Annotated in this window: 26 protein-coding genes; 7 read left to right on the top strand and 19 right to left on the bottom strand. The window is 65.1% G+C overall.

The window, feature by feature from the left end:
- Positions 1–59: 59 nt before the first annotated feature.
- Positions 60–2120, bottom strand: a complete 2061-nt coding sequence (locus KYK29_RS13490) for a M3 family metallopeptidase (RefSeq protein WP_254691424.1) — start codon at positions 2118–2120, stop codon at positions 60–62.
- Between the two features lie 388 nt (positions 2121–2508).
- Here KYK29_RS13490 and KYK29_RS13485 point away from each other — a divergent pair, with 388 nt between their 5' ends.
- Positions 2509–3606 (top strand): DUF475 domain-containing protein, encoded by a 1098-nt coding sequence (locus KYK29_RS13485; RefSeq protein WP_254691423.1) that lies wholly within the window; start codon positions 2509–2511, stop codon positions 3604–3606.
- A 116-nt stretch (positions 3607–3722) separates the two neighbouring features.
- Here the strand turns inward: KYK29_RS13485 and KYK29_RS13480 are convergent, their stop codons facing one another.
- Positions 3723–3887, bottom strand: a complete 165-nt coding sequence (locus KYK29_RS13480) for a hypothetical protein (protein WP_254691422.1) — start codon at positions 3885–3887, stop codon at positions 3723–3725.
- Between the two features lie 154 nt (positions 3888–4041).
- Positions 4042–4683, bottom strand: a complete 642-nt coding sequence (locus KYK29_RS13475; RefSeq protein ID WP_254691421.1) for a LysE family translocator — start codon at positions 4681–4683, stop codon at positions 4042–4044.
- A 181-nt stretch (positions 4684–4864) separates the two neighbouring features.
- Here KYK29_RS13475 and KYK29_RS13470 point away from each other — a divergent pair, with 181 nt between their 5' ends.
- Together KYK29_RS13470 and KYK29_RS13465 are read left to right on the top strand one after the other, a co-directional pair.
- Positions 4865–5350: a MarR family winged helix-turn-helix transcriptional regulator gene (locus KYK29_RS13470; protein ID WP_254691420.1), complete on the top strand. Its 486-nt coding sequence runs from the start codon at positions 4865–4867 to the stop codon at positions 5348–5350.
- The gene (locus KYK29_RS13465; protein ID WP_254691419.1) at positions 5347–6564 is read left to right on the top strand and encodes a multidrug effflux MFS transporter; all 1218 of its coding nucleotides are present in this window, start codon (positions 5347–5349) and stop codon (positions 6562–6564) included. Before KYK29_RS13470 ends, KYK29_RS13465 begins: the two co-directional genes overlap by 4 nt.
- Positions 6565–6637: 73 nt before the next feature.
- On the opposite strand, the gene KYK29_RS13460 is transcribed toward KYK29_RS13465, so the two are convergent.
- Entirely contained in the window at positions 6638–7861 is a 1224-nt protein-coding gene (locus tag KYK29_RS13460; protein ID WP_254691418.1) for an argininosuccinate synthase, read from the bottom strand.
- A gap of 173 nt (positions 7862–8034) precedes the next feature.
- Here KYK29_RS13460 and KYK29_RS13455 point away from each other — a divergent pair, with 173 nt between their 5' ends.
- The gene (locus KYK29_RS13455) at positions 8035–8676 is read left to right on the top strand and encodes a LysE family translocator (protein WP_254691417.1); all 642 of its coding nucleotides are present in this window, start codon (positions 8035–8037) and stop codon (positions 8674–8676) included.
- A 6-nt stretch (positions 8677–8682) separates the two neighbouring features.
- Here KYK29_RS13455 and KYK29_RS13450 read toward each other — a convergent pair whose 3' ends face one another.
- From KYK29_RS13450 to KYK29_RS13410, 9 genes are all read right to left on the bottom strand, one after another.
- The gene (locus KYK29_RS13450; protein ID WP_254691416.1) at positions 8683–9477 is read right to left on the bottom strand and encodes an ABC transporter ATP-binding protein; all 795 of its coding nucleotides are present in this window, start codon (positions 9475–9477) and stop codon (positions 8683–8685) included.
- Positions 9474–10355: an ABC transporter permease gene (locus KYK29_RS13445; RefSeq protein ID WP_254691415.1), complete on the bottom strand. Its 882-nt coding sequence runs from the start codon at positions 10353–10355 to the stop codon at positions 9474–9476. The genes KYK29_RS13450 and KYK29_RS13445 overlap by 4 nt, the downstream gene beginning before the upstream one ends.
- A gap of 120 nt (positions 10356–10475) precedes the next feature.
- Complete coding sequence (locus KYK29_RS13440; protein WP_254691414.1) at positions 10476–11429, bottom strand: ABC transporter substrate-binding protein; 954 nt, start codon at positions 11427–11429, stop codon at positions 10476–10478.
- A 93-nt stretch (positions 11430–11522) separates the two neighbouring features.
- A complete protein-coding gene (rlmN, locus tag KYK29_RS13435) occupies positions 11523–12761 on the bottom strand; it encodes a dual-specificity RNA methyltransferase RlmN (RefSeq protein ID WP_254691413.1) in 1239 nt (412 codons plus the stop codon).
- Positions 12762–13003: 242 nt separating this feature from the next.
- A complete protein-coding gene (locus KYK29_RS13430) occupies positions 13004–13507 on the bottom strand; it encodes an invasion associated locus B family protein (protein WP_254691412.1) in 504 nt (167 codons plus the stop codon).
- 332 nt (positions 13508–13839) lie between these two features.
- The gene (locus KYK29_RS13425; protein ID WP_254691411.1) at positions 13840–14229 is read right to left on the bottom strand and encodes a YkvA family protein; all 390 of its coding nucleotides are present in this window, start codon (positions 14227–14229) and stop codon (positions 13840–13842) included.
- Between the two features lie 90 nt (positions 14230–14319).
- The gene (locus KYK29_RS13420; RefSeq protein WP_254691410.1) at positions 14320–14628 is read right to left on the bottom strand and encodes a 4a-hydroxytetrahydrobiopterin dehydratase; all 309 of its coding nucleotides are present in this window, start codon (positions 14626–14628) and stop codon (positions 14320–14322) included.
- Between the two features lie 55 nt (positions 14629–14683).
- On the bottom strand, positions 14684–15409 hold the full coding sequence (locus tag KYK29_RS13415) for a beta-ketoacyl-ACP reductase (protein ID WP_254691409.1): 726 nt from the start codon (positions 15407–15409) through the stop codon (positions 14684–14686).
- Positions 15410–15494: 85 nt separating this feature from the next.
- Positions 15495–16676, bottom strand: a complete 1182-nt coding sequence (locus tag KYK29_RS13410; protein ID WP_254691408.1) for an acetyl-CoA C-acetyltransferase — start codon at positions 16674–16676, stop codon at positions 15495–15497.
- 269 nt (positions 16677–16945) lie between these two features.
- On the opposite strand from KYK29_RS13410, the gene phaR reads away from it, so the two are divergent.
- The gene (phaR, locus tag KYK29_RS13405) at positions 16946–17527 is read left to right on the top strand and encodes a polyhydroxyalkanoate synthesis repressor PhaR (RefSeq protein ID WP_254691407.1); all 582 of its coding nucleotides are present in this window, start codon (positions 16946–16948) and stop codon (positions 17525–17527) included.
- A 14-nt stretch (positions 17528–17541) separates the two neighbouring features.
- On the opposite strand, the gene KYK29_RS13400 is transcribed toward phaR, so the two are convergent.
- The 3 genes from KYK29_RS13400 to mtgA all read right to left on the bottom strand — a co-directional run bounded on the left by KYK29_RS13400 (position 17542) and on the right by mtgA (position 19285).
- Entirely contained in the window at positions 17542–17946 is a 405-nt protein-coding gene (locus tag KYK29_RS13400) for a hypothetical protein (RefSeq protein WP_254691406.1), read from the bottom strand.
- Positions 17947–18109: 163 nt separating this feature from the next.
- Positions 18110–18295 carry a 50S ribosomal protein L32 gene (gene rpmF, locus KYK29_RS13395; RefSeq protein ID WP_069060722.1) on the bottom strand — a complete coding sequence of 62 codons (186 nt, stop codon included), beginning with the start codon at positions 18293–18295 and terminating at the stop codon, positions 18110–18112.
- 207 nt (positions 18296–18502) lie between these two features.
- Positions 18503–19285, bottom strand: a complete 783-nt coding sequence (mtgA, locus tag KYK29_RS13390) for a monofunctional biosynthetic peptidoglycan transglycosylase (RefSeq protein WP_254691405.1) — start codon at positions 19283–19285, stop codon at positions 18503–18505.
- Between the two features lie 99 nt (positions 19286–19384).
- Here mtgA and KYK29_RS13385 point away from each other — a divergent pair, with 99 nt between their 5' ends.
- Both KYK29_RS13385 and hisC read left to right on the top strand, forming a co-directional pair.
- Positions 19385–20302: a polyprenyl synthetase family protein gene (locus KYK29_RS13385; RefSeq protein ID WP_254691404.1), complete on the top strand. Its 918-nt coding sequence runs from the start codon at positions 19385–19387 to the stop codon at positions 20300–20302.
- A 4-nt stretch (positions 20303–20306) separates the two neighbouring features.
- Entirely contained in the window at positions 20307–21362 is a 1056-nt protein-coding gene (gene hisC / locus KYK29_RS13380) for a histidinol-phosphate transaminase (protein WP_254691403.1), read from the top strand.
- An 80-nt stretch (positions 21363–21442) separates the two neighbouring features.
- Here hisC and ispG read toward each other — a convergent pair whose 3' ends face one another.
- The 3 genes from ispG to KYK29_RS13365 form a co-directional block, all read right to left on the bottom strand.
- Positions 21443–22696, bottom strand: coding sequence for a flavodoxin-dependent (E)-4-hydroxy-3-methylbut-2-enyl-diphosphate synthase (gene ispG / locus KYK29_RS13375; RefSeq protein ID WP_254691402.1), 1254 nt, complete (start codon positions 22694–22696; stop codon positions 21443–21445).
- A gap of 147 nt (positions 22697–22843) precedes the next feature.
- Positions 22844–24037, bottom strand: a complete 1194-nt coding sequence (locus KYK29_RS13370) for an MFS transporter (protein ID WP_254691401.1) — start codon at positions 24035–24037, stop codon at positions 22844–22846.
- A 133-nt stretch (positions 24038–24170) separates the two neighbouring features.
- On the bottom strand, positions 24171–24938 hold the full coding sequence (locus KYK29_RS13365; protein WP_254691400.1) for a DeoR/GlpR family DNA-binding transcription regulator: 768 nt from the start codon (positions 24936–24938) through the stop codon (positions 24171–24173).
- Positions 24939–24950: the final 12 nt, after the last annotated feature.

Raw genomic sequence — 24950 nt, 5'->3', positions numbered from 1 at the left:
GTGACGGGCAATCGGCGCCCTTCTCGCCGTCGACAGAGGGCGGAACGCCGTCCGTCTGTTCAGGCGGCAAGGCCCTTCTGCGCCAGCAGCGCCTCCACGCCCGGAAGCTGCCCGCGGAAGGCCCTGTAGGCATCCTCGGGATCCACCGAGCCGCCGACCGAATAGATATGCGCCTTCAATCGTTCCGCCGTCTGCGCATCGAACGCATTCCCGGTTTCGCTGAAAGCTGCGAAAGCATCGGCATCGAGCACTTCCGACCACATGTAGGAATAATAGCCGGCGGAATAGCCGTCGCCGGAAAAGACGTGCTGGAAATGCGGGGTGGCGTGACGCATGACGATCGCGGCCGGCATGCCGATCGTCTCCAGCACCTCCGCCTGCACCGCCATGGGATCGTCCACCGCCGCGCGCGTGTGGAAGGCCATGTCGACAAGCGCGGAGGCGGTGAATTCCACCGTCGCGAAGCCGGCGTTGAAGGTGCGGGCGGCCAGCACCTTTTCCATGAACGCCGGCGGTATCGCCTCTCCCGTGCGATAATGAACGGCGTAGCGCGCCAGTATCTCCGGCACGGTCAGCCAGTGTTCGTAGAGCTGCGAAGGAAGCTCCACGAAATCGCGCGAGACGGCGGTGCCGGAGACCGAGGGATAGGTGACATCGGACAACATGCCGTGCAGCGCATGGCCGAACTCGTGGAACAGCGTCCGCGCATCGTCGAGCGACAGCAGCGCCGGCTTGCCCTCTGCGGGCTTTGCGAAGTTGCAGATATTGTAGACGATCGGGATTTCGCCCGTCTCGCCATTCGACAGGGTCAGCCGGTGCTGGCTCTGGAAGGCGCTCATCCACGCGCCCGAGCGCTTGGAGGAGCGCGCGAAGTAATCGCCGAGGAACATGGCGACAAGCCGGTCCTGCCGGTCACGGATCTCGAAGACCCGCACATCCGGATGATAGACCGGCAGGCCGGGCTTCTCCACGGCGCGGATGCCGAAGAGCCGTTCGGCGACATCGAAACAGGCCGCAAGGATCTTCTCGAGCTGGAGATAGGGTTTCAGCTCCGCCTCGGAGAAGTCGAATTTCCGCGTCCGCAGTTTTTCCGCGTAATAGCGCCAGTCCCACGGCATGATCGGGTGATTGAAGCCCTCTTCCGCCATGAGGGCCGTCAGTTCCTTCTCCTCCTCGCGCGCCCGCGCCAACGCCTTGTCCCAGACCTGCATCAGGAGACCGTTCACGGCGTCCGGCGTCTTCGCCATGGTGTTGTCGAGCTTCAGCGCGGCGAAACTGTCATAGCCGAGCAGCTTCGCCTTTTCGGCGCGTAGCGCCAGCGTCTCCTTGACGATGCCGCGATTGTCCGTCTTACCGTCGTTCTCCCCGCGCGCCACCCAGGCGCGGAAGGCCTCTTCGCGCAGATCGCGACGGGCGGAAAAGGTGAGGAAGGGCTCGATGATCGAGCGCGACAGGGTCACCGCATAGCGTCCGCCGGCGCCGCGCTCGCGGGCCGCGGAGGCCATCGCATCCTTGAGGAAATCGGGGAGTCCCGCCAGCGCGTCGTCCCCGTCGAGCAACAGCGACCAGCTCTTTTCGTCGGCAAGCACGTTCTGGCCGAAGGTTGCGCCCAGTCCGGCAAGCCTTTCGTTGATGGCGGACAACCGCTCCTGCCGCGGTCCGGTCAGCTTCGCGCCGGACCGGACGAAGCTTTTCCAGTGGCGTTCGAGCACGCGGGTCTGTTCGAGGGTCAGGCCGAGGTTGTCGCGGTTTTCCCAAAGCGCGTCGATCCGCGCGAAAAGCGCCGGATTGGTTCCGATCTTCGAAGCATGCCGCGCCATCCGCGGCGCAATCTCGCGTTCCAGCGCCTGGATCCTGTCGTTCGTGTCGGCTCCGGCGCGGCTCCAGAACAGCGCTGAAACACGAGAAAGGGTCTTGCCGGCACGCTCCAGCGCGACCACCGTATTATCGAAGGTCGGCGGCTCGCGATTGGCGGCGATCGTCTCGATTTCGGCTTCATGCGCCATGAGCGCTGCGTCGAAACTGCCGGCGAAGGCCTCATCGCGCACCAGATCGAAACGCGGCAGGCCATTCAGGCCGCTCCACTCCACGAAGGCGGGATCGGGGCGCATGTCGGTCATTTGAGGCTGGTCCTTTCAGGCAAATCGTTGCAGGAGGAATATAGGAACTGTCACGGCAGTTGCGCCAGTCCGCAGGCCGCCTTTCGCGCAAATCGGCCCCGACAGCGGAGGCGCTCGCCACATCCCCCTTGACGGACAGCAAAACTTCGGGGACAACACGGGCTATCCGCGGCCTTGGCCACCGATAGCCGCGGTCAATTTTGGTGCCGGGCCCCTCTGGCGAGAGTTTACGGCGCTCTCGTGATGTCGGTACCGCCAGCAAATGAGCCGGCGGATTCAAACCCATGAAAATCCTCACCATGCCTCGTTCGCATGCCTTTTCCGGCATGCGCGCTTTCCTTTCCCCCTCGATCCGGTCCCATGCCGCCTCCAACGACGAGGTGACGTCATGATCGGCGACGGTACGGGAAAATCCACCCTTTCCTACCTTAAATGGGCGTTCATCTTCACGGCCGTGGGCCTGGCGCTCGGCGCCTGGCTCGGCTGGCAGATGGACGGCACGATCGGCGGAATGGCGACCGTCTTCTTCATCTGCGCCGTTCTCGCGGTGCTGGAAATCTCGCTGTCCTTCGACAACGCCATCGTCAACGCCAACAAGCTGAAGGACATGACGCCGGTCTGGCAGCACCGCTTCCTGACCTGGGGCATCGTCATCGCGGTCTTCGGGATGCGCATCGTCTTCCCGTTGCTGATCGTCGTGATTGCGGCCGGCATCGGCCCCATCGAGGCGATCCTTCTGGCGGCGCGCCAGCCCGCGGAATACTCCCGTATCATGCACGAGGCGCATCTGCCGATCGCCGCCTTCGGCGGCACGTTCCTGATGATGGTCGGCCTTACCTACTTCTTCAACCAGGAGAAGGACGTGCACTGGATCGGCTTCATCGAGAAATACATGGCGCGCTCGGCGACCATCAAGGGCATCGAGATCGCCTTCGTTCTGATCCTCATCCTCGTCTTTTCCAATCTGCTCGAAGGTGAGGCGGCGGATACTTTCGTCTATTCGGCGATCTACGGTCTTCTGACCTTCCTCGCCGTCGAGGTTATCGGCGGTCTCCTCGACGCGTCGCAGAAAAGCCTGACGGAGGCCGCGAAGGGTGGTCTCGGCGCCTTCATCTATCTGGAGGTGCTGGACGCAAGCTTCTCGTTCGACGGCGTGATCGGCGCCTTCGCGCTGACGCAGAACCTCTTCGTCATCGCCATCGGCCTCGGCATCGGCGCCATGTATGTGCGCTCCATGACGATCATGCTGGTCGAAAAGGGCACGCTTGCCGAATACCGCTATCTGGAGCACGGGGCCTTCTATGCCATCCTGATCCTCTCGGTCATCATGTATTGCCAGACACTGGTCCATATTCCGGAAGTGATCACCGGGCTTGGCGGCGCGGGCCTCATCGGCATCTCGCTATTGTCGTCGATCCGCTACAACCGGCGCGAACGCCGCCGTCGCGATCCGCAAGAGGCCGGCTGCGCCACCGAACGGGCCTGACGAAGGCATATCGTCCGGCCAGCGGAGATACCGTCGCGGGCCGGATACGGCCGGAAATGAAAGAACCCGCCGGTCCTGCGACCGGCGGGTTCCTTTTTTGGAATGGATGCTTCGCGTCAGGCGCGCCGGAAATCGGCGGACTTGCCACCGGCCATGCGCGGATCACGTTCCTTCGGGGGGTAAATCCCCTCGACCGCCGCAGCGGCTGCATGGGCAGCGCTCAATACGGCGAAAGCCCGGCCGAAAAAGCCCTGGGCGAAGGAGTTGCGGAGGGAGGTCATTGTGTATCTCTCTTTCTACTATCCTGCACCTTGGAGATGACGCTTTCGCAGGCAAAGGACAAGAGACGGAAATTCACCGCAGCCATGCGCTGAACGCAAACCGGCCAATGTCCTGCTTGCATGGCTCCCGTGAAACGGCCGCGACTACCGCGGCTCAGGCGCGCCGCCAGCCGAGAAGGCCGGGGGCCGCATGCCAGATCGCCTGCGCGGCGAAACCGAGGAAAAGCAAGCCGGAAAGGCGCACGATGGCCAGTTCGTGCCGGCGATAGAAGCGCCGGACGAGCCCCGCGCCGATGATTGCCACCAGCACGCCGTCGGCGATCAGGAAACCGATGAGGGAAGCGCCGAGCAGCGGCGGAAGCGCTGCGAAATCGAGTGCGCTGGAGGAACTGGAGAGCAACGCCGTGAAGGTCGCAAGCGCCACCGGATACCCCTTGGGATTGGTGAGGCCGAAAAGCAGGCCGCGCCGCAGCGGCCGCGCCACCGTCAGCACCGCCCCGTTCTCCAGCCCCCGCCGGGCGCGAAGCGCCTTCCAGCCGATCCAGGCGAGATAGACGCCGCACAGAAGCCCGAGTACGTCGAAGACCGTGGCGCCGATGGTCTGCGCGCCGATGATCGCCACCAGCGCCAGCGACGACCACAGCAGATCGCCGGCCAGATGGCCGCCGAGGAACAATGCGCCGGCCTTTCGGCCCTGGCCCGCCCCGATGCCAAGCAGCGCCAGGAAGGCCGGGCCGGGAATGAGCACATAGCAGGCGGCAGCGAAAAACGCACCGAAGAGCATTGAACCGGTCATCGAGAAGTCCCCCCTGGATCGGCGCATTCGATGCGAGCGGCAGCGCGCCGTCAAGGCCGGGTTGCGCCTGTTCGCAGATATTCTGCGCCCTTTCCGCGACAAGCGCCGGGGCTTGCGGCGCGTGGAGACACATAATAAGCTAGGCTTACGATTTATCCCGGAAGCCACCCCGAAAGCCGCCATGTCCTTTCGCCCCGATCCCGACGCCCTCGGCTTCGTTCTTCTCGACGTCTCCCGCATGCTGCGCCATGCGTTCGAGCGGTGCATCGCCACCGCCGGTCTCGGCGTCACGCCGGGCGAGGCGCGCGCACTCGTCCATGTCGCGGCGCTGGAGGGCAGCCGCCAGCACGACATCGCCCATCGCATGGGCATCGAGCCGATGACGCTTTCGGTCTATCTCGACCGGCTTCAAAGCCTCGGCTTCATCGAGCGCCGGCCGGATCCCGGCGACCGGCGCGCCAAGCTGATCTTCACCACCGGGGCGGCCGACGCGCTGATCCGGGCGGTGCGGGTCGAACAGGTCGAACTGATGGCGCAGGTGACCCAGGGGATCGCCCCGGAGGAAAAGGAGCGCCTGCGCGACCAGTTGAAGCGGATGCGCGGCAATCTCGCAGCGATCGAGGAAGACCAGCGGGCGATCTCGCATTCGCGTGAGACCGCCCGATGACGACGCCGCGCATGAGCGAGCGACGCACCAGCATGATCAGCGCCTTCCTGGTGGCGCTCGGGCCGGTGTCCATGGCGCTCTATACGCCGGCCATGCCGGAACTGGTCGACGCCTTCTCCTCCACGGAATCGATGATCAAGCTGACGCTTTCGGTTTATTTCGCCGGCTTCGCATTGTCGCAGCTCGTCTCCGGCACCCTCTCGGACGCCTTCGGCCGGCGGCCCGCGACGCTTGCCTTCATGATGATCTATCTCGCCGGAAGCCTGATGGCGGCCTTCGCTCCTTCCGTCGACATCCTGCTCGCCGGCCGGCTGGTTCAGGGCATCGGCGCCTCGGTCGGCATGACCGTCTCGCGGGCGCTCGTGCGCGACCAGTTCACCGGACTGCAATCCGCCCGGATCATGAACGGCGTCGGCATGATGCTCGCGCTCGGTCCGGCGATCGCGCCCACGCTCGGCGGCCTCGCCCTCGGCCTGTTCGGCTGGCGGTCGATCTTCTTCCTCATGGTGGGCTTTGCGCTCGTCGCCTGTTTCGTCGTCATCGTCTTCATGGCCGAAACGACGGTTCCGGATCCGGAGAAGCGACGCATCGCCCCCATCTTGCAAGGCTATGCCGCCCTTGCTTCAAGCGGCCATTTCGTTTCCGCCACGCTCGTCATGGCGGGCGCCGTCGGCGCGCTCTACGGACAGGCGACCATCCTTCCCTTCGTGCTGATCGACGAGGTGGGCCTCACGCCCACCCGGTTCGGCATCGGAATGCTGATGCAGTCGGGCTTTTTCTTCCTCGGCACAGTCTGCTTCCGCCTTGCCCTGCGATGGGTGACGCCCGCGCGGCTCGTTCCTCCCGGCCTCGCCTTCATCGGCGCGGGCAGCATCCTGATCGCCGCCGCCTCGAACCTCGTGACGCCGGGATTCCTGAGCGTCATGGGTCCGGTGGGGCTCTACGCCTTCGGCATCGCCTTCGTCATGCCCTATATGATGACCGCGGCCATGGAGCCCTTCCCGCGCATCGCCGGTTCGGCCTCCGCATTGATGGGCTTCGTGCAGATGGGCTCCGGCTTCCTGGCGGGAACGATCGCCGCCGCCATCGGCGCGCCGCTCGTCGCCTTCGGCATCGTCGTCCCCGCCATGGGCCTTCTCGCCATCCTGAGCTATCTCTGGTTCCGCGCAGCCTCGCCGCCCGCCGCCCGCCTGGCGATCCAGCCCGGCCAATAGGACAGGCCCCGCAAGCAAAAGGCCCGCCACCGGCCGGGTAGCGGGCCTTGTTTCCCCATCGAGGAAAGACCGGTCAGCCGCGACGGTTGCGGGCGGCAAGCGTGCGCAGGCGCAACGCGTTCAGCTTGATGAAACCGGCGGCGTCCTTCTGGTCGTAAGCGCCCTGGTCGTCCTCGAAGGTGACCAGCGTGTCGGAATAGAGCGACTTCGGGCTCTCGCGGCCGGTGACCATGACGTTGCCCTTGTAGAGCTTCAGCGTCACTTCGCCCTCGACATGCTCTTGGCTGCGGTCGATCGCCGCCTGAAGCATCTCGCGCTCCGGCGAGAACCAGAAACCGTAGTAGATCAGTTCCGCGTAGCGCGGCATCAGTTCGTCCTTGAGATGCGCCGCACCCCGGTCGAGCGTGATCGATTCGATCGCCCGGTGGGCGGCAAGCAGGATCGTCCCGCCGGGTGTCTCATAGACGCCGCGCGACTTCATGCCGACGAACCGGTTCTCGACAAGATCGATGCGGCCGATGCCGTTGTCGCGGCCATAGTCGTTGAGCGCCGCAAGCAGGGTCGCCGGCGTCATGCGCACGCCATTGATGGAAACCGCGTCGCCGCGCTCGAAACCGACGGTGATGACGGTCGCCTTGTCCGGGGCGGCTTCCGGCGAGATCGTGCGCATATGCACATATTCGGGGGCTTCGACGGCCGGGTCTTCCAGAACCTTGCCCTCGGAGGACGAGTGCAGCAGATTGGCGTCGACGGAGAAGGGGGCTTCGCCCTTCTTGTCCTTTGCGACCGGGATCTGGTGCTTTTCCGCAAATTCGAGGAGATGCGTGCGACTCTTGAAGGACCAGTCGCGCCACGGCGCGATGATCTTGATGTCGGGGTTCAGCGCATAGGCGGACAGCTCGAAGCGCACCTGGTCGTTACCCTTGCCGGTCGCGCCATGGGCGATCGCGTCGGCGCCGGTCTTCTCGGCGATCTCGATCAGGTGCTTGGAGATCAGCGGACGGGCGATCGACGTGCCGAGCAGATAGATGCCTTCGTAGACGGCATTGGCGCGGAACATCGGGAAGACGAAATCACGCACGAATTCCTCGCGCACGTCCTCGACGAAAATTTCCTTGATGCCGAGCATCTCGGCCTTTCGGCGCGCCGGCTCCAGTTCCTCGCCTTGGCCGAGATCGGCGGTGAACGTGACGACCTCCGCATTGAGTTCGGTCTGGAGCCATTTCAGGATGATCGAGGTGTCGAGGCCGCCGGAATAGGCGAGAACGACCTTCTTCACTTGCTTGTGCGATGCCATGGTTGTTGTCCGTCTGGTTGATGCGGCGAGAGGATCGCCCGGGAGTGGCGCGCACTTTAGCCAGAACGCCAGCTGAAACAAGCGCCGCTCCGGAGGTCAGGGCGATTCCGCTTTCAAAAAATCGAGGTCCGCGCTATCGAAACCGACATAAAGCGCCATCGGAGCCCGCCAACATGGATTTTCTGCCCACCCTGCCGACGCTTCTTGCTTTCGTCGCCGCAAGCCTGCTGCTGGCGACGACGCCCGGCCCGGACATGACGCTGTCGATCAGCCGGGCGGTGTCGCAGGGGCGGACGGCCGCGCTCTTCATCCTGCTCGGCACCAGCCTTGGCCTCATCGCCCATACGCTGCTCGTCGCTTTCGGCGTATCCGCGCTCATCACCGCTTCGCCGGCGGCGTTCGCGATTCTCAAGACCGGCGGCGCCGCCTATCTCCTGTGGCTCGCCATACAGGCGATCCGCCGCGGCTCGACGATCACCGTGAAGACGGCCGCCGGACCGCGCGGCACGGCGCTTTCCAATGTTTCCACCGGCTTCTGGGTGAATCTGCTCAATCCCAAGGTCATCATCTTCTTCATGACCTTCCTGCCGCAGTTCGTGACGGCGGGCGATCCCCATGTGACGGGCAAGCTGGTCTTCCTCGGCCTGCTTTTCACCGGCGTCGGCATTCCGGTGACTGCCGGCGTCATCCTTGCCGCCGACCGGCTTTCGGGCTGGCTACAACGAAACAGGAAGGTCCTGCGCGGCCTCGACTATGCCTTCGCCACGGTCTTTTCCGCCTTCGCCGTGAAGATACTCTTCGCGCAGGGGCGCTGAGCCGCCCTATCCGATCAAAAGCGCGTCATCGTCGAGCGTCTGGCCGCGCATCTTGCGGAACATGGCGATCAGGTCCTCCACCTGAAGGTCCTTGCGGCTGTCGCCGGCGACGTCGAGAACGATCTCGCCGGCATGCAGCATGACCGTGCGGTGGCCGTAGTCGAGCGCCTGGCGCATGGAGTGGGTCACCATCAGCGTCGTCAGCTTGCGCTCGGAAACGATCTTCTGCGTCAATGTCATGATGAATTCGGCCATGCCCGGATCGAGCGCCGCGGTATGCTCGTCGAGCAGCAGCACATCGGAGCCGGCAAGCGTCGCCATGACCAGCGAGACCGCCTGGCGCTGGCCGCCGGAAAGCAGGTCCATGCGGTCGCGCATACGGCTTTCGAGACCGAGATTAAGCTCGGCGATGCGCTCGCGGAAATGGGCGCGCCGCCGTGGGCCGAGGGATGCCGACAGGCCGCGCCGCTCGCCGCGCCGGGCGGCAAGCGCGAGGTTCTCCTCGATGGAGAGCGAGCCGCAACTGCCGGTGAGCGGGTCCTGGAAGACCCGTGCGACCCGTCCGGCGCGGGCCGCCGTCCCCTGTCGCGTCACATCCGCCGTACCGATCCGCACCTGACCTTCGGTCGCGATGACATCGCCGGCCAGCACGCCGAGCAGCGTCGACTTGCCGGCGCCGTTCGAACCGATGACCGTGACGAACTGGCCTTCCTCTATGGTGAGGCTGACGCCGTTCAGCGCCTGTTTCTGCAACGGCGTTCCCTTGCCGAAGACGACCTTGATGTCGGAAACGGAGATCACGACGCGGCTCCTCCCCTGCGCAGGCGCGGCAGGATGAGCGCCACGGTGACGAGCAGCGCCGTCACGAAGTTGAGGTCGGACGCCTTGAGGCCGAGAATATCGGAAGAAAGCGCCAGCTGGATGGCGATGCGATAGAGGATCGAACCCAGCACGCAGCCGATCAGCGCGATCAGGATGCCGCGCGCGCCGAACAGCGTCTCGCCGATGATGACGGCGGCCAGCCCCACGACGATGGTGCCGACGCCCGAGGTGACGTCGGCAAAGCCGTTGGTCTGGGCGAAGAGCGCGCCGCCGAGCGCCACGAGCGCGTTGGAGATCGCGATGCCGAGATAGATCTGGCGGTTGGTGTCGACGCCTTGCGCCCGCGCCATGCGGGCGTTCGCGCCGGTGGCGCGCATCGACAGGCCGGCATCGCTTTCCAGGAAGCGCCAGACGAGAACCACAGCGAAGAGGACGAGCAGGCCGACGAAGAGCGGGCGGACGTAGAAGTCGCGCAGACCGAGGCCGAAGAAGGGACTGAGCATCGTATCGGCATTGATCAGCGCCACGTTCGGCTTACCCATGACGCGCAGGTTCACGGAGAACAGCGCGATCATCGTCAGGATCGAGGCAAGCAGGTTGAGGATGCGGAAGCGCACGTTGAGCAGCGCCGTGACGAGGCCGGCGATCGCGCCGGCGATCATGGCGACGGTCGCGGCGAGCCATGGATTGACGCCGGAAATGATCAGGACGGCCGTCACCGCGGCGCCGAGCGGAAAGGATCCGTCCACGGTGAGATCGGGAAAATCGAGCACGCGGAAGGTGAGATAAACGCCGATCGCGACGAAGGCATAGACCAGCCCCAGTTCCACGGCGCCCCAGAAGGCAATCAGGCTCACGGTTCGGCTCTCCTGGCTTGTCTCTTCCGCCGCCGGGGGGAAGGGCTCTAACGGATCAACCGCCGCCGGAACTGCCGGCAGCGGTTGATCGCAATGGTGTCGGTTTCGGTGGCCCGGTGGCTATTCGATGACATTGGTGGCGCGGGCAAGAACGCTTTCGGGAACGGTCACGCCCATCTTGGCGGCGGCGGCCTTGTTGATCACGAGGTCGGTTCCGACGGCGACGCGCACCGGAATGTCACCGGGCTTCTCGCCCTTGAGGATGCGCACCACGATCTCGCCGGTCTGCCGGCCGACATCCTTGTAGTTGAAGCCGAGCGCAGCCAGAGCCCCGCGCGAGACGGAGTCCGTGTCGGCGGTGAAGAGCGGCAGCTTGCTTTCCTCGGCGACGGAGACAACGCCCTCGAGCGCCGAGACGATGGTATTGTCGGTCGGCACATACATGACGTCGGCGCGGCCGATCAGCGCGCGCGCCGCGCCCTGCACGTCGGCGGACTTGATGGCCGCGGATTCGATGACCGAGAGGCCCGCCTTCTCCGCTTCGGCCTTCAGCACGTCGAGCAGCGAGACGGAGTTGGCTTCACCGGAATTGTAGAGATAGCCGATGGTCTTGGCTTCCGGCAGGATTTCCTTGATCAGCGCGACGTGATCGGCAACCGGCGACATGTCGGACAGGCCGGTGACATTGCCGCCGGGCTTTTCCATATCGGTGACGAGCTGCGCGCCGAGAGGATCGGAGACGGCCGTGAAGACCACCGGAATATCCTTGGTGGCGGAAACGACCGCCTGGGCCGAAGGCGTGGAGATCGGCACGATCACCGCCGGGTCGTCGCCCGCAAACTGCCGGGCGATCTGGGCGGCCGTCGCCGGGTTGCCCTGGGCGGACTCATAGACGAACTTCAGGTTCTCGCCTTCCTTGTATCCCGCCTCTTCCAGCACCTCCCTGACGCCGTCACGGGCGGCATCGAGGGCCGGATGCTCGACGATCGCGGTGACCGAAACGGTGACGTTCTCCGCCTGAGCGGGCAAGGCAAGCGCCAGCGTGGCCGCGGCAGCGAGCAGAAGTGAGCGCATGGAAGTCCTCCCTGAATGGCTTTCCGACAGTTTCTAGGAGAAACAGGACCCCAGATCAACTCTCGGGCCGCGGCCGGCAGTCATATTTGTCGATCAGTCGTCCTCGCCGTGACCGGCGATCATCATCGCTTCGAACGCCATGCGGTCGACCTTGCGCATACGTTCCGATTCCGACTTGAGCTGGCCGCAGGCGGCGAGGATGTCCCGGCCGCGCGGGGTGCGGATCGGCGAGGCGTAGCCGGCCTGGTTGATGAAGTCGGCGAAGCGCTCGATCTGCTCCCAGTCCGAACACTGGTAGTTGGTGCCGGGCCACGGGTTGAACGGGATCAGGTTGATCTTCGCGGGGATGCCCCTCAGAAGCTTTACGAGAAGCTTCGCGTCCTCCAGCGTGTCGTTGACGTCCTTCAGCATCACATATTCGAACGTGATGCGCCGCGCGTTCGAAAGGCTCGGATAGGCGCGGCAGGCGTCGAGCAGGTCCTTCAGCGGATACTTCTTGTTGATCGGCACCAGCATGTCGCGCAACTCGTCGCGCACCGCATGCAGCGAGATCGCCAGCATGACGCCGATCTCGGAGCCGGTGCGGTAGATTTCCGGTACGACCCCAGAGGTCGACAGCGTAACGCGGCGTTTGGAAAGCGAAAGGCCGTCGCCGTCGGTGGCGATCAGCAGCGCCTGCTTGACGTTCTCGAAATTGTAGAGCGGCTCGCCCATGCCCATCATCACGATATTGGAGACCTTGCGGCCTTCCGAGGGCACGATGGCGCCGGCCGGCGTGTCGCGGTCGGGGAAATCGCCGAGGCGATCGCGCGCCAGCAGGAGCTGCGCGAGGATTTCCTCGGCCGTCAGGTTGCGCACCAGCTTCTGCGTGCCGGTGTGACAGAACGAACAGGTGAGCGTACAGCCGACCTGGCTGGAAATGCACAGCGTGCCGCGGCCTTCCTCGGGAATGTAGACGGTCTCGATCTCGACCGGCCGGCCGGCGCCCCGGGCGGGAAAGCGCAGCAGCCACTTGCGGGTGCCGTCGCTGGAGATCTGCTCGTCGACGATTTCCGGGCGCGCGATGGTGAAATGGGTCTTCAACGTCTCCCGCATGTCCTTCGAGACGTTGGTCATGTCGTCGAAATCGGAGACGCCGCGCACATAGAGCCAGTTCCACAACTGGCTCACGCGCATTTTCACCTGCCGCTCGGGAACACCCGTTCCGGCAAGAGCGCGCGCCATTTCCTCGCGCGAAAGCCCGATGAGCGAGGGCTTTTCGGCGGCGGGGACATTGCGCGCCGGCGGCGTCTTCACCGGCGCGGCCGTGTCGAGGAAATCCATAGTTGCCATCGGTTCATCCTGTTGAGCGGGACGGGCCTGCACAAATGGGCGTGCGAAAAACGGTCCTGGCTCGACTGACGTTCATTGCGGCCCATCGGCGCGGGCCGGACGGGATCACGCCCGTATGGGCGGCCCTTTAGCATTGTTCCGCCCGCAAGTCACCTGCCCTCGATGTCCGGGGAAGCCATCGCCGGAAATGCCGAAGGCCGGCAAAAGCCGGCCCCGATGCAGGATGCGGAACGCGCCAGCGTTCAGCGGCAGGTTTCGATCTGCTTGAGCGCCGCCGTAATCCCCGACAGCGAATAGGAATAGGACGTATTGGTGCCGCGGCGCGACGTCGCCTCGACCTTCATGTCGCGACCACCCTTCATCGCGGCGACCAGCGCCGGTTCTTCGGCCGCATTCTCGACCCAGGCGGAATTGCCCTTGGTGAACATCACGAAGTTGCGACCGTCGATGTTGACGGTGACCTTGGAGCTCTCCTTGAGAGGGTAGCCCATCATCGCCTGCGGCTCGTAGCTGATGTTCTGGCCGGGGCGCTGGGAAACGAGGAAGAAGATATCGCCGTGGTCGACGCCGGCGGGCGCCTTGTCCTTCGGCACGGAAAGCACATAGCAGACCTTGCCGTTGCCGGCCTGATACGAATAGGCGCCCCAGGCATTGAACTGCTGAATGCGTGTCGGCGTCTGCGCCGAAACTACGCCTGCCGTCGCGAGAACAAGGGCGAGTGCGGTTGCGAGCTTTCTTACGAACATGTTTTCCTGCCGATTGTCTTGCCAGTGAACGCCCGACCGGAGAGGCGGCGGGCAATGCCATTAGGACGATTTGATTTATTTTGACTTAATTCAGGTTACCAAACCGTCAACATATCCCTTTTTCGCCGGGTTTGCGCGCCGGATGGGACGGACGCGAAGATCGCCGAAGGCAAATGCCATCGCTGCCCTCATGGCAGGAGAAGGGCCGTCCTCCGGCGTTCGAGGCCCGAAAGCCTTGCGGCCGGAAGAACGGGTCGGCGACTAATGGCCGAACGAATTGGGCAAGAATTTGACCCGCCGCCGCAAACCGGCCGGCTTTTCCCGGCCGGACCCTAGCGGGCCGGCGCGGTTTCGCCGTCGGCGTCGAGCGCCCGGTCCGCGGCCTGGTAATGATCTTCGCGGATATGACCGCGAATGGCCGCGAAAGCCGCGGTCAAAACCGCGACATCGTCGGAAAAGCCGACAACCGCCAGAATGTCCGGGATCGCATCCAGGGGAAGCACGAAATAGGCGAGCGCGGCGAGCAGGATGCCGCGCACCCGCGTCGGCGTGCGTGGATCGAGCGCACAGTAATAGGCCGCCACGAGATCGCGGCTGAAGGGAACCTGCCGCAAGGCGCGCTTCAGCACCGGCCAGAAACGCTGGCGCACACGCTCGCTCTGGCGCGCCTGTTCCTCATCGTCACCGGGCAGTAGAATCTCGCCGATCTTCACCTCGTCCATAGCCTGCGGCCTCCTTCGGGCGGCAACACCGGAACCTTCCGGTCGATCCGCATATGGGAAGCGCCGGTCCCCCCGTCAACCGCCAACCCGTCAACCAGCCACACGCGCACCGGCCGCCGTCTCCATCGCGGCGGCAAGCTTGAAGTCGAGTTCCGTCAGCCCGCCCGCATCATGGTTGGTAAGCCGCACATCGACCCGGTTATAGACATTGAACCATTCGGGATGATGGTTGAATTTCTCCGCCGCCAGCGCGGCCTCCGTCATGAAACCGAAGGCCGCGCGGAAGGATTTGAACCGGTAGGATCTGGAGATGGCAATCCCGTCCTCGGTGAGCGTCCACCCCGCAAGCTGCTCCAGCGCCGTGCGGATCGCCGTCTCGTCCAGTCGTTCCTGCTTCATCGTTCGTCTCCGTTTTCAGGCCACGATAGCACGCTTCCCAGAAAACAGCCCGCCCTCAGACGACGAACTGGCCGCCGTTCGCCGAAATCGTCGAACCCGTGATGAAGCCGGCCTCGTCGGAGGCGAGGAAGACGACGATACGCGCGATCTCCTCCGGTTCGCCCAAGCGACCGACGGGGATTTGCGGAATGATCCGTTCGTTCAGCACCTTTTCCGGGATGGCGCGGACCATTTCCGTACCGATATAGCCGGGGCAGATGGCGTTGACGGTGATGCCCCTGGCCGCCCCTTCCTGCGCCAGCGCCTTGGTGAAGCCGAGATCGCCGGCCTTGGCCGCGGAATAGTTCACCTGCCCCATCTGGCCCTTCTGGCCGTTGATGGAGGAGATGTTGACGACACGGCCGAAATTGCGATTGCGCATGCCCGGCCAGACCGGATGCGTCATGTTGAAGACGCCGCTCAGGTTGGTGTCGATAACGGCGCGCCACTGGTCCGGCGTCATCTTGTGGAACATCGTGTCACGGGTGATGCCCGCATTGTTGACGAGCACGTCCACCGACCCGAGGTCGGCCTCCACACGGCCGATCCCCGCCACGCAGGCCTCGTAGTCGGAAACATCCCATTTATGGACCGGAATGCCGGTTTCGGCCCTGAAGGCCTCCGCCGCCGCATCGTTGCCGGCGTAATTGGCGGCGACGCTGTAGCCCGCCGCCTTGAGAGCGACCGAGATGGCCGCTCCGATCCCCCGTGATCCGCCCGTTACCAGTGCTACCCTGCTCATACCGTGTCCCTCCCCCTCGGGTTGCTCGTCGGTGCGGCCGGCCGCCCGACGGGCGACCGGCCCTGGCAAGAACGGCGGCGGACGGCTAGAGCCGCTCGACGCACATGGCGACCCCCATGCCGCCGCCGATGCAAAGCGTTGCAAGACCCTTCGCCGCGCCGCGCCGCTTCATCTCGAAAAGAAGCGTGTTGAGGATGCGGGCGCCGGATGCGCCGATTGGGTGGCCGATGGCGATCGCCCCGCCGTTGACGTTGACGATCGCCGGATCCCAGCCGAGGTCCTTGTTGACGGCGCAAGCCTGCGCCGCAAAGGCTTCATTGGCCTCGACAAGATCGAGATCGCCGATCTTCCAGCCGGCCTTTTCCAGCGCCTTGCGCGAAGCCGGGATGGGACCGGAGCCCATGATCTTCGGATCGACGCCGGCCGTCGCCCAGGACACGATGCGGGCGAGCGGCTCGATACCGCGCCGCGAAGCCTCGGCTTCGCTCATCAGCAGGGCGGCCGCCGCGCCGTCGTTGATGCCGGAGGCATTGGCGGCCGTGACGGTGCCGTCCTTGTCGAAGGCGGGACGCAGCTTCGCCATGGTCTCGAGCGTCGCGCCGTGACGGATATATTCGTCGGCATCGACGGTCACGTCGCCCTTGCGCGTCTTCACCACGAAGGGGACGATCTCGTCCTTGAAGCGGCCTTCCTTCTGGGCCGCCTCGGCCTTGTTCTGCGAGGCGACGGCGAAGGCGTCCTGCTCGTCACGCGAAAGCTGCCACTGGCGGGCGATATTCTCGGCGGTGATGCCCATGTGATAGCCGTAGAAGGCGTCCGTCAGGCCGTCCTTGATCATCGTATCGATCAGCTTGTAGTCGCCCATCTTCACGCCGCCGCGCAGATGGCCGCAATGGGGGGCCATCGACATGGATTCCATTCCCCCGGCCACGATGATCCGGGCGTCGCCGGTGGCGATCTGCTGCATGCCAAGCGCGACGGCGCGCAGGCCCGAACCGCAAAGCTGGTTCATGCCCCAGGCGGTCGCCTCCTGCGGCACGCCGGCTTTCATCGCCGCCTGGCGGGCCGGATTCTGGCCCTCGCCGGCCGACAGGACCTGACCGAGAATGACTTCGTCGACCTCGCCCGCGGCCACGCCCGCGCGCTCCAGAACGGCCGTGACGGCCGTCGCCCCGAGTTCATGGGCGGGCGTTCCGGCGAAAGCCCCGTTGAAGGAGCCGACCGCCGTGCGGGCGGCGCTGGCGATGACGATGGACGGAGTGCTCATGGAATGCTTCCTCAGTTCTTGTTGCCGTCTGGCGGGCAAAGGTCCGGGCGCGGGAAGCGCCGGGCAGTTCTCCCTGTGATCGAAACTGGCAAAGCCGCAGGGGAGAGTCAAACGGGATGTCGCCTCGGCGAAGGTTTCCGCGGCGGCAGTCGTCATCGGTGTCGGGGAAACACGCCGCAACGCACAATATCGATTGTCAGGTCGCCTTTTTTGCGGATACTCGGCACGATCCTTATAAAAACGAGATACGGGAACGAGGAGGTCCGGGGATGGCGAAGAACGACGGGCAGATTGTCATCAAGAAATACGCCAATCGCCGGCTCTACAATACCGGGACGAGCACCTATGTGACGCTCGACGATCTCGCCGTGATGGTCAAGAAAGGGGAGGATTTCATCGTCCAGGACGCCAAGTCCGGCGATGACATCACCCATTCCGTGCTGACGCAGATCATCTTCGAACAGGAAACCAAAACCGGCAACACATTGCTGCCGATCTCCTTCCTGCGCCAGCTCATCTCCTATTACGGCGACCAGATGCAGATGGTGGTTCCAACCTATCTGGAACATTCCATGCAGGCCTTTGCCGATCAGCAGACCCAGATGCGCGAGCAGATCAGCAAGGCCTTCGGCGACACCCCGGTCGGCAAGAACCTGCAAGCGCCGATGCAACTCGTCGAGGAACAGGTGCGCCGCAATACCGAGATATTCCAGCAGGCCATGCGGATGTTCTCGCCCTTCGCCGCCGGCGCTGTACCGCCGAAGGAACCCCGCAAGGCCGAGGCGAAGGACATCGACGAACTGAAGGCGCAGCTTCGCGCCCTACAAGCCAAGCTGGACGATTTCGGCTGAGAACCCGGATCGGCCTAGAGGCCGATCGACACATCCCGGCTTGCGGTGCGGATGGAGACGGCGAAGCCGGCGACGACATCGATCAGCGATATCGTCATCAGGATGAAGAAGACCTGCGTGGCGGCGCCCGGCACCAGCAGGAATTCCACCAGAAAGACCACGAACAGCACCATCGACAGCATGTGGTCGACAAGCGCCCGCGAACCGGGCCGCGTCGCCTTGAGGATCTCCACGAAAAGCAGCGCCAGCGCGATGACGATCAGCAGATCGCCGAAGGAAAGCGTCCAGGTCGCGCCGGAAAGCATGTCCACCGCCAGCACGGGACCGCCCAGCACGGCGATGCCGCCGCCGGACAGCCCGCCCATGGCGAGATTGTAGAGGGCGAAGGGAACGATCAGCAGCGGTATGGCCAAAAACAAGACGGGACGCTCCCTACTTTAAGTTTCCACCGGCCAGGGCGGGATCGCCGCACGCCTTCGCCGACCCTGCCTTACCCCATGAAGACGGGCAGGAAAATGTCGGCCGAAAAAGAAAGGGGCCGGTCGAACCGGCCCCGATCTCGATTAAATGCGGTGGAGGCGCTTATGCGCTTTCCTTCGGCGTCAGCACCTGACGGCCACGATACATGCCGGTCTTCAGGTCGATATGATGCGGCCGACGCAGTTCGCCGGAGTTCTTGTCTTCGATGTAGGTCGAACCCTTGAGAGCATCCGCGGAACGGCGCATGCCGCGCTTGGACGGGCTCGTTTTTCTTTTCGGTACAGCCATTTCACTACTCCACGGTATCGACGACCCTGTCCGTGGCCTTGGCGCGGCCGGCAAAGACATGTCTTTTTCTCGGAAATTTGGCGGGCTTATACATGGCCGGGCAACGTTTGACCAGTCCCCGGGCAGATTTTTTCGCGCTCCCCGCGCCCGCGCCATCGCCGCCGTCCGGCCCGGGCGGCGAAGCCGACGGGATGAACCGGTCCCGCCTCAATCATAAAGGCATTTGACATAATCGCCGGAACGGCTGGCGCGGCGCTCGATCAGCGCGGCGAGACGTTGCAGGCCGCGGCCGGGCTTGCTGGCATTGCGCTCGTAGGGATTGGGCAGCGACACGGCGAGAAGGGCGGCCTGGCGGCGCGAAAGCCCGGCGGCGGGGACCTTGAAATGATGTTGCGCAGCCGCCTCGATGCCGTAGATGCCCGGCCCCCATTCGGCGATATTGAGATAAATCTCCATGAGCCGCCGCTTGCTCCAGACGAAATCCGCAACGACGGCGAGCGGCATTTCCATCACCTTGCGCAGAAACGACCGGCCGTTCCACAGGAACAGGTTCTTCGCCGTCTGCATGGGGATGGTGCTCGCCCCGCGCGTCGTTTCTCCGGCAAGCGCGTCATTGACCACGGCGCGCATCTCGCCCCAGTCGATGCCCGCGTGGCGACAGAACTGCCCGTCCTCCGACATCATCACCGCCCGCACCAGATTGGGCGAGATATCCTGAAAATCCACCCATTGGCGATCATAGCCGCGCAACAGCACGAGATCGCGCAGCATCAGCGTCGAGACGGGCCGCACGAAATCGAACGCATAGAGGAGGATGACGACATAGGGCAGCGCCAGAAACGCGAGAAAGGCGAGGGCGAGGCGCCGCAGGAGCCGGCGGGGCCGTTTCGCCGAGCCGGCCTCCCTCCCGCCCCGCAACTGCCTGTCCGTGCGTGTTTCCGGTGCGATTTCCAAAAGCGGGCGCCCGTCCTTCCATGATTGCGCCTTCATAACCGCTCGAGCGCGCGAAAACCAGTGCGAGGGGCGATTCTTTGCTGCGGTCCCGGCATCGCCGTTGCCTCCGGCGGGAAGCCATGCCAAAGAGCAGGCATGAGTGCGCGTTACGAAGAGTTCCAGGCCCGCCTCGGGGCCAATGCGGCGGCGATCGAGGCGACGCTGTCCACGATGCTTTCTCCGCAGATCCGGCATGACGAGATCGCCCGGCCAGAGTCCCTTCTGGCGGCCATGCGGCACGGAGCCCTGAACGGCGGCAAGCGGCTTCGCCCATTCCTCGTCATCGAAACGGCGGCGCTGTTTGCCGGCGCCGACCGCAAGGCCGCATTGCGCATCGGGGCGGCGCTCGAATGCGTCCACTGCTATTCGCTGGTGCATGACGACCTGCCGGCCATGGACGACGACACCGTGCGGCGCGGCCAGCCGACCGTGCATGTCGCCTTCGACGAGGCGACGGCGATCCTTGCCGGCGACAGCCTGCTGACGCTCGCCTTCGATATCGTCGCCGCTCCGGAAACCCCGCTTGCCGACGGCATCAAGACGCAGATCGTGCTCGCACTCGCGCGCGCCGCCGGCGTCGGCGGCATGGCGGGAGGCCAGGCGCTCGATCTTGCCGCCGAGACGAAGGCCCCGGACGAGGCCGGCATCGTCACCTTGCAGGCGATGAAGACCGGGGCGCTCCTGCGCTTCGCCTGCGAGGCGGGGGCGATCCTCGCCGGCGCGGAGGCCGGGGACCGCGCGACGCTGCGCCGTTACGGCGAGCGCATCGGCCTTGCCTACCAGATTGCCGACGATCTTCTCGACCTGACGGCCGACGCCGAGGTCATGGGCAAGGCGACCGGCAAGGACGCCCGGCGCGGCAAGGCCACGCTCGTCTCGCGGCGCGGGCAGGACTGGGCGAGGACCCGCCTCGACGAGCTGGCGGCGGAAGCCGAGGCGCTGCTTTCTCCCTTTGGCGCACGGGCCGGCATTCTCGTCGAGGCCGCGCATTTCATCGCAAACCGCAGGAACTGACCGCATGAGCAAGTTCTGGTCCCCCGTCGTCGGCAGGCTCAGCCCCTATGTGGCGGGCGAACAGCCCCGCATCGATAACCTGCTCAAGCTCAACACCAATGAGAACCCCTACGGCCCCTCTCCGAAGGCGATCGGGGCGATGCAGGCGGCCATCGCCGACAGCCTGCGGCTCTATCCCGATCCGGCGGCACTGGCGTTGCGCCAGGCGATCGCCCGCCTCCACGGCGTTGCCGCCGACGAAGTCTTCGTCGGCAACGGCTCGGACGAGGTCCTGGCGCATGCCTTCGTCGCGCTTCTGAAGCAGGACGAACCGCTTCTCTATCCGGATATCACCTACAGCTTCTACCCCACCTATTGCCGCCTGTTCGATATCGAGGCCGAGGAAATTCCGCTGAAGGACGATTTCACCGTCGATCCGGCCGATTACCGGCGGCGCTGCGGCGCGATCATCCTGCCGAACCCCAATGCGCCGACCGGCATCGGCCTGCCGCTGTCGCAGATCGAGGCGCTGGTCGCCGGACATCCCGACCGGCCGGTGGTGCTTGACGAAGCCTATATCGACTTCGGCGGCGAGAGCGCCATTCCGCTCACCCGCACTTACCCGAACCTGCTCGTCATCCACACCCTGTCCAAATCGCGCTCGCTGGCCGGCTTGCGCGTCGGCTTCGCCATCGGCCAGCGACCGCTGATCGAGGCGCTGGAGCGGGTTAAGGACAGTTTCAATTCCTATCCTGTCGACCGCATCGCCCAGGCCGGCGCGACGGCCGCCATCGAGGACAGGGACTGGTTCGACACCACACGGAACAAGGTGATGGAATCGCGCGAACGGGTGAGCGGAGTCCTTCGCCAGCACGGTTTCGAAGTCCTGCCCTCGCAGGCGAATTTCGTCTTCGCCCGCCATCCGGATCATGACGGCGCGGCGCTGGCGAAGACGCTTCGCGAGCGCGCGATCCTGGTGCGCCATTTCGCACGGCCCCGCATCGCCGATTTCCTGCGCATCACCATCGGCACGCCGGCGGAATGCGACCGGCTGATCGCGGCGCTGGACGAAATCGTCTGAAAGACGGAACGGGGAGCGATCGCCGTCGCCTTGCCTGACGATGGCATCGTGATGGCGGCGGATCGCCGCCGGCGCGCCGGCTATTCGGCCGCCGCCCGGCCCTCGCCGTAACGTTTCTCGATATACGCGCCGACGAGTTTCTCGAATTCGCCGGCAATATCGGTGCCGCGCAGCGTCATCGCCTTCCGGCCGTCGATATACACCGGAGCGGCCGGCAATTCGCCGGTGCCGGGCAGCGAGATGCCGATGTCCGCATGCTTGCTTTCGCCGGGTCCATTGACGATGCACCCCATGACGGCGACCTTCAGCGCCTCGACGCCCGGATATTTCTCACGCCAGACCGGCATGTTCTTGCGGATGTCGTCCTGGATCTTCTGGGCGAGTTCCTGGAACACCGTGGAGGTCGTGCGGCCGCAGCCTGGACATGCGGCAACGACGGGAACGAACTGGCGGAAGCCCATGACCTGCAACAGTTCCTGCGCCACCTGCACTTCGCGGGTGCGGTCACCGCCGGGCTCCGGCGTCAGCGAGATGCGGATCGTGTCGCCGATCCCCTGTTGCAGCAGGATGCCGAGCGAGGCCGAGGAGGCGACGATGCCCTTGGTGCCCATGCCGGCCTCGGTGAGCCCGAGATGCAGCGCATGGTCCGAACGCGCCGACAGCATGGCGTAGACGGCGATGAGGTCCTGTACGGCGGACACCTTGGCCGAAAGAATGATGCGGCTTCGCGGCAGGCCGATCTCCTCGGCAAGCGCCGCCGACAGCAGTGCCGACTGGCAGATCGCCTCGCGCATCACCTCCTGGGCGGTCAGCGGAAACCCCTCCGCCTGGTTCTCGTCCATCAGGCGGGTGAGCAGTTCCTGGTCGAGCGAGCCCCAGTTGACGCCGATGCGTACGGGCTTGTCGTAGCGGGCCGCCGTTTCGACGATCGCCGCGAACTGCTTGTCCTTCTTGTCCTTGAAGCCGACATTGCCGGGATTGATGCGATATTTCGCCAGCGCCTCGGCACAGGCCGGATGGTCGGCGAGCAGCTTGTGGCCGATATAGTGGAAGTCTCCGACCAGCGGCACGTCCATGCCGAGACGGAGCAGCCGCTCGCGGATCTTCGGCACCGCCGCCGCACTCTCGTCCCGGTCGACCGTGATACGCACGATCTCGGATCCGGCGCGGGAAAGAGCGGCGACCTGCGCCACCGTCGCGTCGATATCCGCCGTATCCGTATTGGTCATCGACTGGACGACGACGGGCGCGCCGCCTCCCACCATGACGCCGCCGACATCGACGCCGACGGACGGACGCCGCGGCTTCGGTTCAAAGTCGAAGGAAAAAGACATGACGAGGAGCCTCTTGGCTTGCGAAGGCGGCCATGCGCCGGCCGGGCGCGGCCTTTGCCTTCACGTGGATCAGGATCGTAGCCTTGTCAACCTTGGAGATGGCCGGCACGCGAGGATGTGATCGCGCCATCCGCCGCGCCGCTGTCCTCAGTTCCGGTCCGCCACATCCGCATGGACGGCGTGATGCGATAGCGACAGCACCACGATGAACAGCACCGGCAGCATGGTGAAGATCAGGGCGAAGCCGGTGTGTTCGGCGACGAAGCCGATGACGGACGGAGCAAAGAGCGAGCCGGAGTAGCCCATCACGGTCGTGACGGAAAGCGCCACCCCTTGCGCGAAACCCGGCAGGTTGCCGGCGGCCGAAAAGGCGATGGGCACCATATTGGAGATACCGACACCGCAAAGCGCAAAACCCGCCATGGCGATCCAGGCGTTGGGCGCCGTGCCCGCGATGATCATGCCGGCGGCGGCCGTCAGGGTGCAGAAGCGCAGCGTCCTGACCGCACCGAACCGGTCGCGCACATGGTCGCCGGCAAAGCGCATGACGGCCATGGTGAGCGAGAACGCGCCGAACGCGAAACCGGAAAGCGCCAGCGACGCGCCAAGCTCCTCACGCAGATAGAGCGCGCCCCAGTCGAGGATCGAGCCTTCCGGCACCATGGAGAACAGCGCCATGACGCCGATCAGCCACGGCAGCGGCGTCAGCGGCAGGCGCACTTTCTGCCGCTCCTCGCTGGGATGCGGCGCGTCGGGCAGGACGGCGGGCCAGATCACCGCCAGCATGGCGACGCCGGCCAGCGTGAGCAGGATGGCATGGCCGAGGACGCCGACCGTCTCGATCAGGAAACCGCCGGTGATGGCGCCGATGAACGCGCCGAGGCTCCAGAAGGCGTGGCAGGAGGACATGATCGCCCGGCGCATCCTTTTCTCCACCTCGACGGCATTGCCGTTCATCGCCACATCCATCCCGCCCATCAGCCCGCCGAAGAGGAAGATGGCGACGGCCCCCGCCGGAACCGAGGTGGCCAGCGACAGGGGCAACATCGTGGTGAGGAACAGCACGGTCACACCCCGGAGAATGCGGGTGCTGCCGAAATGGGCGATCAGCACGCCGACGACCGGCATCAGCACCAGCGAGCCGATGCCGAAACACATGATCATCAGGCCGAGACCGGATTCGGAAAGCGACAGACGGCTGGCGAATTCGGGGATCTTCGGCGCCCATGCGCCGGCGAAAGTGCCGTTCAGCAGAAACAGGCCTGAAATGGCCAGACGGATCGGCGGAAAGGCCGTCCGGGAAGCCGGCTGGCCGGCCAGGGGCGTTTCGGAAGATGTCATCGTGTTGTCCATCGATATCTCGGGAGGAATGCTCAAGCGTCGGGCGATCGTTCGGCTGCGTGTTCGTCTTTCAGATTTCCGGCGCTATCCCCGCCGTAACGCCGGGCGGTCGTACCGTTTTCCCGGCGGGCTTTCATTTGGCGCGAAGGATCTCGATACCGGCGGAGGCAAGCCGGGCCACCGCGACGGCATCGGCGTCCCTCTCGAGCACTGCGCGGGCGACGCCGGTCAGGGAAACCACCGGATAGGGCGCGGCGGTCGAGAACTTCTCGTTGGTGAGCGCCACGAGAAGCCAGCGGCTCAGCGAAGCGACAAAGCGCTTGAACTCGGCTTCCTCGAAACTGTGGGCCGTGACGCCCGCTTCCCGGTCGATGCCGCAAACGCCGAGCACGAAGACGTCGGGACGGAAGCTCTCGCAGTCGCGCATGGCCTTCGCGCCGATGGCCGCGCCGGCGCGCGGATCGATCGTCCCGCCGATCTGGATGGTGGCGATGCCGCGCTCGATCAGAACGGCGGCGATGGCCGGCGCATTGGTGGCGACGGTGAGATCGTCCGAAGCCGCAAGCGCCCGCGCGATGGCGAGATTGGTGCTGCCGGCGTCGAGGAAGACGGCCGAGCCCGCCGGGATCGCGCGCGCCGCCGCGCGCGCCAGGGCGGCCTTGCGGTTGCCGTCGCCGGCCTGCGGCCGGATCGACAGGCGCGCCGGCGCAACGCGCAAGGCGCCGCCATAGACCCGCCGGCAGAGGCCGGACGCCGCCATTTCGCGCAAGTCACGGCGGATCGTGTCCTCGGACACGCCGAGTTCCTGCGCCAGTTCGGCGGCGATCACCCGCCCGGAATGATCGAGGCGCTGGCAGATAAGATCCTGCCTTTCGCCGAGAAGAAGATCCTGCCCTGACATGACAACGCCCGA

The organism is Shinella daejeonensis, from assembly GCF_024281235.1.
In the GTDB taxonomy this organism is placed as follows: domain Bacteria; phylum Pseudomonadota; class Alphaproteobacteria; order Rhizobiales; family Rhizobiaceae; genus Shinella; species Shinella daejeonensis.
The sequence above is the reverse complement of the archived record's forward strand: the minus strand, read 5'-3'. Positions and strand labels throughout refer to the sequence as shown.

Excerpts from the sequence above, each read along its gene's own strand:
- KYK29_RS13490 (WP_254691424.1), bottom strand. The coding sequence starts at position 2,120 with ATGACCGACATGCGCCCCGATCCCGCCTTCGTGGAGTGGAGCGGCCTG.
- KYK29_RS13485 (WP_254691423.1), top strand. The coding sequence starts at position 2,509 with ATGATCGGCGACGGTACGGGAAAATCCACCCTTTCCTACCTTAAATGG.
- KYK29_RS13480 (WP_254691422.1), bottom strand. The coding sequence starts at position 3,887 with ATGACCTCCCTCCGCAACTCCTTCGCCCAGGGCTTTTTCGGCCGGGCT.
- KYK29_RS13475 (WP_254691421.1), bottom strand. The coding sequence starts at position 4,683 with ATGACCGGTTCAATGCTCTTCGGTGCGTTTTTCGCTGCCGCCTGCTAT.
- KYK29_RS13470 (WP_254691420.1), top strand. The coding sequence starts at position 4,865 with ATGTCCTTTCGCCCCGATCCCGACGCCCTCGGCTTCGTTCTTCTCGAC.
- KYK29_RS13465 (WP_254691419.1), top strand. The coding sequence starts at position 5,347 with ATGACGACGCCGCGCATGAGCGAGCGACGCACCAGCATGATCAGCGCC.
- KYK29_RS13460 (WP_254691418.1), bottom strand. The coding sequence starts at position 7,861 with ATGGCATCGCACAAGCAAGTGAAGAAGGTCGTTCTCGCCTATTCCGGC.
- KYK29_RS13455 (WP_254691417.1), top strand. The coding sequence starts at position 8,035 with ATGGATTTTCTGCCCACCCTGCCGACGCTTCTTGCTTTCGTCGCCGCA.
- KYK29_RS13440 (WP_254691414.1), bottom strand. The coding sequence starts at position 11,429 with ATGCGCTCACTTCTGCTCGCTGCCGCGGCCACGCTGGCGCTTGCCTTG.
- rlmN (WP_254691413.1), bottom strand. The coding sequence starts at position 12,761 with ATGGCAACTATGGATTTCCTCGACACGGCCGCGCCGGTGAAGACGCCG.
- KYK29_RS13430 (WP_254691412.1), bottom strand. The coding sequence starts at position 13,507 with ATGTTCGTAAGAAAGCTCGCAACCGCACTCGCCCTTGTTCTCGCGACG.
- KYK29_RS13425 (WP_254691411.1), bottom strand. The coding sequence starts at position 14,229 with ATGGACGAGGTGAAGATCGGCGAGATTCTACTGCCCGGTGACGATGAG.
- KYK29_RS13420 (WP_254691410.1), bottom strand. The coding sequence starts at position 14,628 with ATGAAGCAGGAACGACTGGACGAGACGGCGATCCGCACGGCGCTGGAG.
- KYK29_RS13415 (WP_254691409.1), bottom strand. The coding sequence starts at position 15,409 with ATGAGCAGGGTAGCACTGGTAACGGGCGGATCACGGGGGATCGGAGCG.
- KYK29_RS13410 (WP_254691408.1), bottom strand. The coding sequence starts at position 16,676 with ATGAGCACTCCGTCCATCGTCATCGCCAGCGCCGCCCGCACGGCGGTC.
- phaR (WP_254691407.1), top strand. The coding sequence starts at position 16,946 with ATGGCGAAGAACGACGGGCAGATTGTCATCAAGAAATACGCCAATCGC.
- rpmF (WP_069060722.1), bottom strand. The coding sequence starts at position 18,295 with ATGGCTGTACCGAAAAGAAAAACGAGCCCGTCCAAGCGCGGCATGCGC.
- mtgA (WP_254691405.1), bottom strand. The coding sequence starts at position 19,285 with ATGAAGGCGCAATCATGGAAGGACGGGCGCCCGCTTTTGGAAATCGCA.
- KYK29_RS13385 (WP_254691404.1), top strand. The coding sequence starts at position 19,385 with ATGAGTGCGCGTTACGAAGAGTTCCAGGCCCGCCTCGGGGCCAATGCG.
- hisC (WP_254691403.1), top strand. The coding sequence starts at position 20,307 with ATGAGCAAGTTCTGGTCCCCCGTCGTCGGCAGGCTCAGCCCCTATGTG.
- ispG (WP_254691402.1), bottom strand. The coding sequence starts at position 22,696 with ATGTCTTTTTCCTTCGACTTTGAACCGAAGCCGCGGCGTCCGTCCGTC.
- KYK29_RS13370 (WP_254691401.1), bottom strand. The coding sequence starts at position 24,037 with ATGACATCTTCCGAAACGCCCCTGGCCGGCCAGCCGGCTTCCCGGACG.
- KYK29_RS13365 (WP_254691400.1), bottom strand. The coding sequence starts at position 24,938 with ATGTCAGGGCAGGATCTTCTTCTCGGCGAAAGGCAGGATCTTATCTGC.